Annotated in this window: 8 protein-coding genes; 2 read left to right on the top strand and 6 right to left on the bottom strand. The window is 56.0% G+C overall.

The features are described 5' to 3' along the window. Positions 1-19 precede the first annotated feature (19 nt). The 3 genes from bglX to HDF15_RS02135 form a co-directional block, all read right to left on the bottom strand. The gene (gene bglX, locus HDF15_RS02125) at positions 20-2,341 is read right to left on the bottom strand and encodes a beta-glucosidase BglX (RefSeq protein ID WP_311733014.1); all 2,322 of its coding nucleotides are present in this window, start codon (positions 2,339-2,341) and stop codon (positions 20-22) included. A gap of 219 nt (positions 2,342-2,560) precedes the next feature. Then, complete coding sequence (locus HDF15_RS02130) at positions 2,561-5,968, bottom strand: TonB-dependent receptor (RefSeq protein WP_311733015.1); 3,408 nt, start codon at positions 5,966-5,968, stop codon at positions 2,561-2,563. Between the two features lie 1,547 nt (positions 5,969-7,515). Then, a complete protein-coding gene (locus HDF15_RS02135; protein ID WP_184252621.1) occupies positions 7,516-7,839 on the bottom strand; it encodes a twin-arginine translocation signal domain-containing protein in 324 nt (107 codons plus the stop codon). A 458-nt stretch (positions 7,840-8,297) separates the two neighbouring features. Here HDF15_RS02135 and miaB point away from each other — a divergent pair, with 458 nt between their 5' ends. Continuing rightward, complete coding sequence (gene miaB / locus HDF15_RS02140; protein WP_184252856.1) at positions 8,298-9,695, top strand: tRNA (N6-isopentenyl adenosine(37)-C2)-methylthiotransferase MiaB; 1,398 nt, start codon at positions 8,298-8,300, stop codon at positions 9,693-9,695. A gap of 5 nt (positions 9,696-9,700) precedes the next feature. Beyond that, the gene (locus HDF15_RS02145; protein ID WP_184252622.1) at positions 9,701-10,237 is read left to right on the top strand and encodes a bifunctional nuclease family protein; all 537 of its coding nucleotides are present in this window, start codon (positions 9,701-9,703) and stop codon (positions 10,235-10,237) included. A 305-nt stretch (positions 10,238-10,542) separates the two neighbouring features. Here the strand turns inward: HDF15_RS02145 and HDF15_RS02150 are convergent, their stop codons facing one another. The 3 genes from HDF15_RS02150 to HDF15_RS02160 form a co-directional block, all read right to left on the bottom strand. Then, positions 10,543-11,358, bottom strand: a complete 816-nt coding sequence (locus tag HDF15_RS02150; RefSeq protein ID WP_184252857.1) for an anti-sigma factor domain-containing protein — start codon at positions 11,356-11,358, stop codon at positions 10,543-10,545. Continuing rightward, positions 11,355-11,894 (bottom strand): sigma-70 family RNA polymerase sigma factor, encoded by a 540-nt coding sequence (locus HDF15_RS02155; protein WP_311733016.1) that lies wholly within the window; start codon positions 11,892-11,894, stop codon positions 11,355-11,357. The genes HDF15_RS02150 and HDF15_RS02155 overlap by 4 nt, the downstream gene beginning before the upstream one ends. Before the next feature lie 218 nt (positions 11,895-12,112). Then, positions 12,113-13,156, bottom strand: a complete 1,044-nt coding sequence (locus HDF15_RS02160; RefSeq protein ID WP_184252624.1) for a ferritin-like domain-containing protein — start codon at positions 13,154-13,156, stop codon at positions 12,113-12,115. Positions 13,157-13,170: the final 14 nt, after the last annotated feature.

Raw genomic sequence — 13,170 nt, forward strand, 5'->3', positions numbered from 1 at the left:
ACTGCAACCGTGAATCTACTCACGGTTGCAGTGTGAAGGAAGCGTGATCGCTGGCAGAGGAATCGTGTCCAACCCATAGATCGAACGCGCCGGGCTCCATACTCCAATGATGAGTCTGAGGGCTCCAGAACCCAAGATCGTGCGTGTCGAGCGCAAGCGTAACCGTTCGCTTCTCACCTGCCTTCAAGGTAACGCGACGAAAGCCCTTCAGCTCCCGAACTGGCCGCGAAGCACTCCCCGCGCGTTGATGCGTGTAAAGCTGCACGACTTCATCGCCATCACGCGAGCTCGTGTTCTGAAGATCAACCGAAACCTCGAGCTTTGAACCAGCGTGTACTGAGTTCGAAGCGAGGTGAAGGTTCGTCATGGAAAAGCTCGAGTAGCTGAGGCCATATCCGAACGGATAGAGCGGCGCGCTGGAGCCATCCCAGTAGCGCGTATCCGGATCATTAGGAATCTGCGTCAGGTTGCGCGCGTAGTTGATAGGAATTTGTCCAACACTGCGAGGCCACGCAACAGGAAGCTTGCCGCCGGGGTTCGCATCACCGGAGAGCAGATCGGCAATTGCATCGCCGCCTTCCGTTCCGGGATACCAGGCCTCAAGAATGGCGGCGACATGCTGGGAGGCCCAGCTGATATCCAGGGGGCGGGCATTCAACAACACAAGCACGACAGGCTTGCCCGTGGCCACCGCAGCCTCCAGAAGCTCTTCCTGCTTGCCTGGCAGGTCGAGACTCGACCGGGAAGCCCGCTCACCACTCATGCTTTGCAACTCACCAAGAACGAGCACAGCCACATCCGATTGGCGAACAAGATCGATCGCATGATGAAACTCTGCATCCCGTTCAGCCTCTGTCTTCAGTGTCGGTTTCGGACTTGAAAACTGTTCATCGAAGATAGAAGTCTGTTCACGTTCGATCTCAACGCCCTTGGTGTACTCAACCTGCGTACCGGGACTGAACCGCTTCTTCAAGCCTTCGAGCACAGTGACAGAGTCGGAAGGATGACCTGCGAGGCTCCACGATCCCATGATGTCTGCTTTGGAGTCCGCGAGCGAACCAATGAGCGCAATTGATTTGTACTGCTTGCTCAAAGGAAGAAGATTGCCTTCATTGCGCAGCAGTACCGCTGCGCGAGTGGCCGCCTGCCGCGCAGCATCGCGCTGCTCCGGTGTCACCATCTGAGAAGCCGTTTTGGAAACGTCGACATAGGGATTCCGGAACAAGCCCATCCGATACTTCGTCAACAGAACCTGGCGCACAGCTGTGTCGAGGGTCGCCTGGGTAACCAGGCCCTGATGAAGCGCGGCCGGCAGTCCATCACGAAAAGTATGGCTGGTCATCTCCATATCCACCCCAGCATTGACGGCCCGGGCGGCTGCATCTTCGGCATCGCGTGAAAAACCGTGGGTGGTCAGATTCATCACCGACTCCCAGTCGCTCACCACCAGGCCCTGAAACTTCCAGTCGTCGCGCAGCACATCGTGCAGAAGATAGCGATTGCCGGTAGCGGGAACACCATTCAAGTCCATGTACGCACTCATCAACGAGCCCGCACCCGCATGGATCGCTGCCTCGAACGGAGGGAAGTAGACGTTCCAAAGCTGCTCATCGGAGATGTTTGACTCTTCGTAATCACGGCCTCCCAGGGCCGCGCCGTACCCTGCGAAGTGTTTGACGCAGGCAAGAATGTGATCCGGTGCTCCGAGAGTGTCACCTTGGAAGCCGCGCACCTGCGCCTCCGCCATCCGCGAACCGAGGAACGGGTCTTCACCGGCTCCTTCCATGATGCGGCCCCAGCGAGGATCGCGCGCTATATCGACCATCGGAGCAAAGGTCCACTGAACACCCGTGGCACTGGCTTCTTTTGCGGCCATGCTCTGTGCGCGTTCCGCCACGGCAGGATCCCAGCTCGCGGCCATCGCCAGCGGAACAGGATAGATCGTGCGAAACCCGTGAATCACGTCAAAGCCAAAGAGGAGAGGAATATGCAACCGGCTCTGGTCGACAGCTACATGCTGCAATCGATTAATCTCTGCCGCGTCTGTCAGGAAGAGGAAAGATCCGACCTGCCCCTTACGAGCCATCTCGTCGGCTGGCGTATCGAGCTTTGTATTGAGCGCTACCTGGCTCATCTGCCCGATCTTCTCTTCCAGCGTCATCTTGCCCAGCAGACTGTTTACAAACGCTTCGCCATCCTGCCCGGAAGTGGCGCGAACTGTCGAATTTGGCCGCTGTGCGTACGCTGCGTGCGAAGTGGAGAGCAGAAGCGGGGAAGCCAGCAGTAGAAAGGATGAGACTGCGCAAAACAGCTTCGGGGCAGGAGCAACATGGGTTCGCACGGTATATCTCCAGAAATGGAAATTGCATCAGTCGCGTATTCGCAAAGGGCGTTTAGCGTAATTAATGAGAGGAGTTTGAGATTGAACAGCATCGCAATTGTAGACAAACGTTTGTCTCGTTGTCTATTTTTTTCGACAAAAAATATATTTCAGATGCTAGTCGAAATGAAACAGGGGCGGCGCTTTCGCACCGCCCCTGCCTTTGTTGCCTGTTGCCGATTAGAAGGAGACTCGTCCGTAGAGCTGGATCTGTCTGCCGCCTACTGTGGTGCTCGTAATATTAGCAGTCTGACCTGGTCCGATAGCGTTGTTTCCAGGCTGGCCGAAGCTGGGATGGTTTAACACGTTTCCTGCATCGGCCCGAAACAACATTTTCACTCCGCGGCTGGGCCAGACATCGAACGTCTTGCCCAGTGAGGCAGCGACATTGACGACTCCGGGCCCGTAAACGGTATTCCTTAGGAAGTTGCCATAGGTATAAGGAGCGGGGAGCGTTAGAGCATTCAGGTTGTAATACTCGTTCAGGCGCTGCTTCGTGCTGCCGGGCAGGTGAAGACTTTGGCCGGGAACCCGATTCGCCTCCTGCGTATAGCTGCCCGACTGGTTATTTGACGTGTTATTGCCGCCGGTCGTGATACCGATTGGGTTGCCTCCTTCAATCACCCATACACTGGACACCTGCCAGCCGCCCAGTAATTCATCGAGCAATAAGCTGTTATTCAGGAATAGCTTGCCCTTGCCGAAGGGCAACTGGTAGATTACCTGTCCCTTTAGCATGTTCCGGATGTCGAAGTTTCCATTGCTATAGTTATCGTGAGGATTGAAGGCATTCTGGTAGTTTTGGTAGCCCTCGCGTGAGCCAAACCCGGCAGAGTCCAGATCGTCCAGAAAGTGGGACCAGGTGTAATTGACATTGAACTGAAAGCCGTTTCTCAGGCGCTTGGTCATTTGAGCTTGAAGGGCGTTATAGTTCGAAACGGCGTTGTTCGTACTTCCAGTTACGCTTTGGTAAAGCGGATACGGTTTGTTGTTAATATCGTTAGGCCCAAGCAGGTTTTCAGGAACCTGGTCGAGATCTACTGGAAAGCTCAAATGGTATCCGTGATTGCCGACGTAGGCGACATCGATCGAATAGTCGTGTCCAAGCTGCCGCTGTACGTCGAGGTTCCACTGTAAATTTTCAGGCAGGGGCGTATGGTATTGGTTGTAATTTACGCCCTGGCCATTGAGGGCATCCGGTGTAGTCGGTGAATTGACATAGGCCGCATTCGGGGAAAGCGTATTGTAGTTTTTGCCGTTTGCGATTACACCGCAACCGGGATCTGTCGTATCCGGCGCGCTGCCGTCGCTGTCGATCTGCGCAACAGGGCAGATGCCGCTGGTCAGGTCGCTAACGTTGCCGCTACTGCCGAAGGCGGCTCCCATGCCTGCACCATAGGTGTCGAGACTCAGGGTAGAAGCATAGACACCGAAGCCGCCACGGATGACCGTATTCGGAAGAGGCTGCCAACTGGCGCCGACGCGCGGAAGCCAGATGTTATAGTTTGGCGCAATCAGTTGATTGCGTCCGTTCGCTTTGCTGAAACCATACCAGATAGCTCCCAGGCTGTTGTTGGCAGGGTTGATCACTGTGGGATCGAAGGTCGCCTCGTTGCCTTTCACTTCGCTCCAGCCAGTGTGAATCTGATAGCGCAGGCCAAGGTTGATGGTGAGGTTCGGACGCATCTTCCAGTCATCCTGAACGAATAACTGCGGACTCTTGGTTCGTGCACCGTACTCCGGTGTCTGGCTGGCGCTGAAACTGTTTAGTTGTCCAAGAAGGAAGTCCGCGTAACTGAAGCCATTACCGATACCAGTGTCTGTCCCCTGCGTAACCTGTCCGCCCTGCGACGTGTAGTTGCCGTTGAAGCCCGGAGTGCCTGCATTGACATACCCGTACTGAGTCGAGTCCGAGAGGCTGATCAGGAACTCGCCACCAAAGTGTATGACATGCCGCCCGCGAATCAGCGTCACTACGTCCGATGGATCGTAGACAAATTCTTTATAGATGAACGGACTGGTATTGCCGTTGCCGAAGCCTGAAATGTTGCTTCCTGGCCCGAAGCCCGGTAGTAGATCCACCTTTGCGAGCTTGTACCCTAGTTTCGCGGGATAGCCCTGGTTGATGGTCGCTGGTAGAAAGAAGTTCAACTGGTCGGTAAAGCCCAGGCGCGCTTCGTTGAGAAAAGTCGAACTATGGTTCCAGACGTCGGAGATCTGCGCATTGTGCCGACTGACGTCCTCGCTTTCGCAATTGATGGGGCAAACCGTGCTACCGAAATCATATCCAGGGTTATCGCTTTCTGTTACCGAGGCCGTGAACCGGTTATTGGCGGCGATGTCATAATCCAGACGACCGAAAAATTTGGTAAATGGATTGATGCCCGGAGTGACGAAAGCGTAGTTATTGGTGATGATCCCCTGAATCGTCTGCGATCTGCCTACATTAGCCGGCTGCAAAACCGCATTCGTGGCCTGGGTATTCAGGAGGTTTTGGAAGTTTTGAGATACAGGGCTGATCAGGCTAGCTGGAATACGGTTGCCATTGTGATACTCATCGGCAAAACTCTGGCGAATCACACACGGGCACTGCTGAGTAACGGAAGCGACCTTGGAGCCGGGAGAGAGTGTGTACGTGTGGGAGCCGGTAGCCTGGATTACCTGAGTCGTCGGGTCGTAGATAGTAGGGAAGCCGGGACCGGTAAAGTCACCATTTGCTATGGCTGCATTCTGGGCAAGCGGAAGTGTTTCATAGTTGCGATTGATCGTGTTGTTAATGGTTTTGTCGAAGTCGAAGTAGAAGAAGACTTTGTTGCGGATGACTGGCCCACCCACTGCAACGCCGAAGTTATTGAAGCGCAATCTGGGGAGCTGTACGCCGGTTGCACCAAACTGGTAAGCAAAAGCATCCAGGGCATCATTGGCAAAATATTCGTATGCCGCACCGTGGAATTGATTCGTACCGCTTTTGGTGATCTGGTTGTAGATAATGCCTCCCTGGCCATATTGGGCCGAGAAGCCGTTGGTGCTAATCTTCACCTCTGACGTCGTTTCGAAGATCGTGACATCAGAGTTTTCGCTGCTCGGCAGCGTCGTCGTGGCGCCATCGGCCAGGATGCTGTCAAAGGGCAGATTACCGTTGATAGCGGCTACCTGGCCGGGGTTCGAGGCGCTGCTGGCATTCTCGGGAGCGCCGGCGGCGCCTGGCAGCAATACGATAAAGTTCTCCCAGTCCGCTCCAAGGTTCGTTTGGGGCAGTTGGGAGATAACGTCGGAAGATAGTGTCGCCTCTACCGCGCCCGACTCGGTGCTGAGCAGGGGCACATCGGTGGTCACGATCAGCTCCTGCGTCGAGCCCGCCTTCAACTGCGCATCGATGGTCTGAATTGAGACGTCCAGCGTAATGGGACCGCGCACAAAGGAGCTAAACCCAGGCCTGGTAAAGGTCAGCAAATAGTGGTCCGGCGTGATCGAACCGGTATCGTACAAGCCGGCTCCATTGGTGACGTAAGCCTTGACGACGCCCTTGTCCACGTCTTTGACCTCAACGGTTACCCCTGGGATGACCGCTCCGGTTGCGTCGGTCACTGTGCCGCGAAGGTCACCTGAATTTGTATTCTGGGCCAAGACCGGAAGAGCCGACAATAGCAAAGCTACCAGGGCAAGAGCAGGTAACAGTGTACGGCGTACGTTGCTTTCATCTTTTCGCGGACTGCGGTATTTACTTTTATCCGTTGTTTGACACGGCTTGCACTCTTGCGTCAGCCCAAGGCTGGCGCGGATCCACTGCTTCATATTGCCTCCTGAAAATGTTGCCATTTGACTGCGCGGCCCGGTACCTGCGTTCACTCACTGAGCCCCGCTGATATATAGTCTTGAAGCTCTTTACTCCTGGATAACGCGTTGGAAAACCGCGCAAAGCGGCTCACCCAGTCCTGTTACAGGCCGGTGCTTATGCCCTAAGAGCAAAATCCTCCCCGAGCACCCCCAACACGAACCACCAAGACAACCGTTTAGCTACTCAACAAAGTAGACGGGTGTTGTTGGCTCCTGCGAATGAAAACAAGTTTGAGGGAAGACTGTCAATTGATTTTTTGTCATTTTATTGTCAAGACAAACCTTTGTCTTTTGGGAAGAAATTCTGATTGAACAAGAAAAAGCAACGCCCATTAAATACAGAGGAAAGCAGCGTTTGGCGCCACGCTTCTGCATTCAATCCACGACTGCATTTGCGGATCATTCTTATTCTGCTTTAGCCCCAGCCGCGCTCATCCTGTCCCCATACCCTTGTCATGGCTTCTGCATTCCTGTTTTTTAGTGAAAGACAAACGCTTGTCTTTCAAACCGCAAACGATACTGCCCGAGCCCGGTATTGGCTGTCAAGCCTTGAAACTTTGGCGGTTTCAGTTCAAGGAGGGAATTGAAACATTCAAGCCCTTGAATTGAGCAGGGTTTGATCTAAACGCTGTGGATTTAATTTTATGAGGAGCCGTTTTGCGGCTGCAGTTTTAGCTGCGCGGAGAGAGGGTTACTCCTGCCGCACTTCTGGGAGCAATAAAGCCCTTATGGAGCTGTTTCTAGAGTGATGAGTCATTTGTTTGTTGAAGAACCAGCGCTACCCATAGCGCGAAGCGCAAACAACGTCGCAGACGAAGGGCAAGGGAGGTAATCGCCTTTAGGCTACGGAATAAGGGGTTGCCGATGACGTCTAGAGTGGCAGGGGAAAGGGCGGGTTTTATTGAGCAGAGAGCGGCGAGGAGTTTAGCGAAGAGGGGGTGAGGCCGGCTTCGAGATTCGAGTTGTGCCTCTATTTCCGTAGCCTATAAGGCTACGCTCCCCCGTCTCCCTGATGCTGACGCATCAGGGAACGCGATTCGCGCTGTTGAGAAAAAACGGCCATAAGTGTCGTGGCTTCGCTATACACCTACAGGGAAACTGCTCTAGCCTTTGGGCTATCACTGAGTCCCGAAAGGCACCCCGGCGACCGGGCCTGGGGTGCAACTCAAACGATCGTCTTGTGATCCTTGATCACCGCGAGTGGAGTTAAATTAGAAGCGGTCCGGCTGTCCGGACCGCTCTCAGTATGTAATAGAAATCATTACTTACTGAAACCAGGTGAAGTGTGACGGGACGGACTAAGTGAGTTTCGCCTGCACCTGCTGCAGGAAGATTGTTACAACGTCCTGAGGCACTTGGTCCGCAATAAAATGCCCTACATTCGGCAGTTGAATGAACGTATACGGCCCTGCCACGAAGTTCGCCGTATTCACCGCCACCTCTTCGCCACTCTGCGGTCCACAGGCAATGGCTTCGAAGATAAAACCATTTGCTGGAATTTGAATACTCTGCACAGCCGGTGGTGTGCTCTGCGCGCCCGCTGGCTGTGCAGACAATCCACCGAGAGTAAGCGCGCCCACGGCCAATCCACCCGTTTTCACCAAATCCCTGCGATTCAACATGTCTTTCTCCGTACTATCGTTGTGCTGCTACATAGACATACCGTTGGCTGCTCATCAGACCTCTCTTGGTCTTGCATTAGCGGTTGAGGCTGGACTGTACGATTATTTAGTTAGAGTCTGATCTGCCGGTAAGGTTACCGGAGACCTTATAATGGGCAGCACTATCGCGCGTTTAGGGGCAACAAAGCTGCACGCCGAGCTAATCCAAACGGCAAACCCAGAGTGCGCAAAGGACACCAAGCTTGCGCAGAGTTTTCTTTGCCTCACCTTGGCATACCCGGCGCACTCGGCATTTGCCGTTTGATGGCACCCCTAAGCCGAAGGGCCCTGTTCTTAACCTCGCTTATGGACAGTTCGTCGAAACCGATGATCGGTTAGATCGCCATCTATACTGGATAGAGTCCCCAGAAGGCACAAAAGCTTAGGCTGAGGGCGGCTTGCAACCTGGCTTGTTTGTCATGCCGGTAGAGGAAACTTACTTGAAGACGTTTTATATCGAAACCTTTGGCTGTCAGATGAACGCGCACGACTCGGAGAAGGTCGTCGGCACGCTGCTGCGCGAAGGCTACAGCCAGGTCGTCGACGAGGCCGATGCGGGTCTCATTCTTTACAACACCTGCTCCATCCGCGATAAGGCCGAGCAGAAGGTCTTTCACCGCCTGAACGAGTACAAGCGCATGCAGGGCGAAGGCAAGAAGTTTGCCGTGCTGGGCTGTGTGGCGCAGCAGGAGGGCAACAAGATCTTCGAGCGTGCGCCTTATGTCTCGCTGGTCGCCGGATCGGCATCCTATCGGAACCTCCCGGAGATGCTCGCCCGCCTTGAGGCCGGCGAAACCCGTATTACCGGGCTCGACGACCGCCAGACCGATGAGACCTTCGACACCGAGTTCACCGCCCGCACGAATCCGCATCGCGGCTATATCACCATCATCGAAGGCTGCGACAAGTTCTGTTCCTACTGCGTTGTGCCGTATACGCGCGGCAAAGAGCGCTCGCGCACCTCGGCCTCGGTGCTTGCCGAAGCCCAGCGCATCGCGCAGATGGGCTTTACCGAGATCCAGTTGCTCGGCCAGAACGTCAACAGCTATCTCGATCCCAGCAGCAAACGCAGCTTTGCCGAGCTTCTGGCGGCAGTGGGAGAGGTAAACGGCATCAAGCGCGTGCGCTTCACAACCTCGCATCCGCGTGATTTCACGAAGGACATCGTCGACGCCATCGACGCCGTGCCGACGCTCTGCGACCACGTCCATCTGCCCGTGCAGTCGGGTTCCACCGACGTTCTGCGCGCCATGCAGCGCGACTACACGCGCGACTGGTACCTGGAGCGTATCGCCTGGACCAAAGCAGCGCGCCGCGACATCTCTTTGACCTCGGACATCATCGTCGGGTTTCCGGGCGAGACCGACCGCGACTTCGAGGACACCATTACGCTGCTGGAGACGGTCGGTTACGACGCCATCTATGGGTTTAAGTATTCGCCACGGCCGAATACCCCGGCGATCCACATGCACGATTCGATCCCCGAGGACGTGAAGGTGGCCCGCCTCGCAATCCTCAACGCCCGCCAACGCGAGATTCAGCGCGAAAACTATGGCCGGCATCTCGACCAGACCGTCGAGGTCATGGTGGAGCACGGCGCCAACTCGCGGGGGCAGATTACGGGGCGCTCCACGCAGAATAAGACCGTCAACTTCATGTGCGATAGCACTCCGCCGCCTGGGAGCTATATTGACGTACGTATCACCCAGGTCTTTCCGAGCTCGCTGGTGGGTGAGGCGATTTCCGTCCCGACGGTACCGTCTCCGGCACTGGCCGCCCAACAGGCTCTGAACGCACGCGTTCCGGTTGTACACTAGCACCCATGCACTTGCCCGGCTTCAAATTCGAGTCCAACCCCCAGGAGTCTGCGGAACCTGATGTAGAGGTTCGCATTCGCGGGCTCATGATGGACCCTTCGACGAAGATGCCCATCGTCGTGCTCAACGATCTCAGCGGGGAGGTCGTGCTTCCGATCTGGGTTGGACTGTTTGAGGCCAACGCGATCGCTCTCGAAATAGAAAAGGCCACGACTCCACGGCCGATGACCCATGATCTGCTGCGCAACATCATCCACGGGCTGAATGCGCGCGTGACTCGTGTGGTTGTCGGGGCGCTGCGCGAGGATACCTTTCACGCAACGATCTGGATGGATCAGGGCGGGGAAGTCGTTGCGCTGGATGCGCGCCCTTCTGACGCTATCGCGCTGGCTCTGCGCGCGGACTGCCCTATCTTTGTCAGCAAGCAGCTTCTGGAGCAGGCCCGGCTTGCTTCGGGGGGATCGACTTCGCTGGCACCGGAGGATCTGCGGCGTTGGCTGGAGAACCTGAATGATGACGAGATGGGGCGTTACAAGATGTAGTGGCGGGCCCTTTGCTTTTCTGGCTTGTCATTCCCGAAGGGAATCTGCTTCCTCCCGTTCTTCGTTTGTGTGTTTCCTGGAGATATAGGCAAAACCGAGAGGTTATGTTCTGTACTGGCGCATCATGTCTGTTCAAGGCACAGGCAAAAAACGGGAGACAGCAGGTTCGCTCGCTGCGCTCGGAATGACAACCAGAAAAGCAGAAGCAACTGCAAAAGCAGATTCCCTTCAGGAATGACAAGCCAGAAAAGCAAGGGCAAAGACAGAAGCGGAAACACCAGGGATCCAACGATTGTGTTTCCGGGCTAAACGCCTATCGCAGCGCCGGAGAGAATAATCGGAGCGGTTGGGACGCTGGAGCCTTCGGCTCTTTCGATGGTGATCGCGAAGGCCTTCGCCGGAATGCCCTTGGGCAATGGCGGCAGCACCAGGCTGGCGGAGCCCGTTGCGTCGGGCCGGAAGAGTCCTGCCGGAATGGGCGAGGCACCGTTCGCCGGAACCACCCAAAGCTCATAGGTCTTACCTTCCGGCAGATGTTCCAGATTGCTCGCCTGCAGGACCAAAGCGCCACGATCTGCCAGATAGACAGCTCGCCCGGTCGGAATGGCAGGGACCTTGCTGGCCGTCAGCGTTGCGCGCTGGGCCTTGGGCGCGGTCAAGACCTCGAGTACCTGCTGCGCGTGTGAGGATTCTGCTTCCAGTTTCAGCGCTGCACTGGACTGCTCGCTCAGTTGCTCCTTGAGCGAAGCAATCTTCATGTTGAGAGAGACTACCGCGATGAGCAGTGCCGCGACCGCTGCCCAGGGAAGCCAGATTGCTGTCGTACGCGTCGCCCTGCGGGGCGCTTCTTGAGCAGCCAGAAGTCCTACTGCCTGCTGCGTGGTTGCTGCCGAATCTGCGGAGACCCTGTTGAGGAAACGCTGCCGCGCGCCTTCAGGCACGGGATGTTGTTCGACGCTTAGGGCGACCAGCGCTAAATCGCCGGAGAGCTCAGCCAACTCGGCGCGGCAAAGTGCACACTCCGCCAGATGCGTGCGGACTGCCAGGGCCTCCTCCGGAGAGAGAGCCTGCATCGCATAGAGACCTAGATCCTCCTGCGAGATGTGTTCGCCTTGCATCATGCCTGGATGGCCTTTCGTAAGCTGATTAATGCCAATCTAATTCTCGTCTTTACAGTGCCCAGGGGATCGCCCGTTTTAGCCGCAACCTCCGCGTGGCTCAACCCTTCAAAAAATGCTAGTTCTACCGACTTCTGCTGCTCGGATGGAAGACTCTTCATGAGTTCGCGAATCTTTTCTACCATGATGTTGCGCTCGATCTCCGAGGAGATGTTCGTCTTTGAAACCAGGACGACCTCGTCTACGGAATCGGTCGGTTTTCTGCGCCGCAAAACGTCGATCGCCCGATTTCTTGCCACAACTGCGAGCCATGCCCCCAGCGAACCACGGCCCTGGACAAAGGTGTTTGGGTTCTTCCAAAGCTGGAAGAAGATCTCCTGCATCACATCTTCAGCCTGGCCCGGGTCCTTCAAGACTCGGAGAGATACCGAATACACCAGGCTTCCATAGCGATCGAAGATGTCTGCCATCGCCCCCTGATCGTTGGCGCGCACCCGTTCCAGCAGGAGCTCATCATTTGCTGCCTGGAGGCGATCCAAATCGCTATTAAGGGAACGCTCAGAGGCCCTAATCGGATTGGAGGATTTTTCTATCATCGAGGGATCAAACAGAAGGCAAGGTACATGGTTCGTAGCGCAACATCCATAGTACATAGCTTGGATGCCAAGCACCCATAAAAGGGAATAGCAAATATTACGATAGAACACAACAAAGAGCCGTCTCGTAGCCGAGACGGCTCTTTTGCTGCATTTATGGTCTATTTGAAGCCGTTAGGACCTGCGTTCATTCCTGCGGGGAAGAAGACTCCTTTGGCAGGGCTGACGACTGTCGTTCCGTTGACTGCACCGCCGCCTGTCACGATGTTCAGGACCTGCGTGGTGTTGCGGGCAAAGGCAACAACGTCGGTAGGATCGGCATCGGTGATGCGCGTTGCAGTAACGTTTCCTCCACCGCCGAGGGCGACCTGAAAGGTAGCCAGGCCGTAGTCGTCGGGGTTGTTGTCGTACTGCGAAGCCGTCGGGGCAACGCCAAGTAGACCGGCCTGGGAGAGCGATGCGCGCAGCGTCGAGATCAAGTTGGTGTAACCGGCGATGCTGGTGCCCGCTGGATCGAGGTAGTTGATCGTGGTGCGGACGAGACCCGCGTGATAGGCCTCGACCGCGAGGATGCCGGCTGCTGTCGTCAGGTTCTTGGACGAGGTGAGCAGGGAAGCCGCGCCGTGATACGCCGTGACTCCTACGTCTTCGAAGACATAGGCGCCGATCAGAAAGGTAGCATCGCTGGCATACGGGCTGAAGGCTGAGCCGCCGGGGATCTTTGCCGCGGTGGCAAGGGTCTGGAAGGACGTGCCCAGATTGATGGCAGGCTGAGCAACGGCTGAAGTGGTAAGCGCGCTGAGTAGTAACTGGACATGCTTACCCTCTTCAACGGCCGTCTCGATGGCATAGGACGCCACTGGGATGGTCGTGAAGGGAACCAGGCTGCCGCCGGAGACCGTGCCGGGTGTTCCGACGGTGCCCGACAACATGATCAGCGGAGCGCCGGCTGCCATCGAGGCTGCGTTGGCTTTGTCGATGGTTGTGCCGAAGGCTGCGAGGTAGTAGAAGTTCGCCTCCAGGTATTCGAGGTTGAGGGCGAAGTTGAGAATGTCCGTGTCCGAGTAGGCTGCCGTTGCCGCCTTGGCCTCGGGAGCGCTTGCGCTCAGAACCAGGCCAGCGAGCGACGCGGCCCCGAGCGACAACATCTTGCGCCGGCTCGTGACGATGATCTCATCCAGAAGTTGAGTCTCTTGATTTGCCATGGAATTTACCGTCC

The organism is Granulicella mallensis (genome assembly GCF_014203225.1).
Classification (GTDB): domain Bacteria; phylum Acidobacteriota; class Terriglobia; order Terriglobales; family Acidobacteriaceae; genus Granulicella; species Granulicella mallensis_A.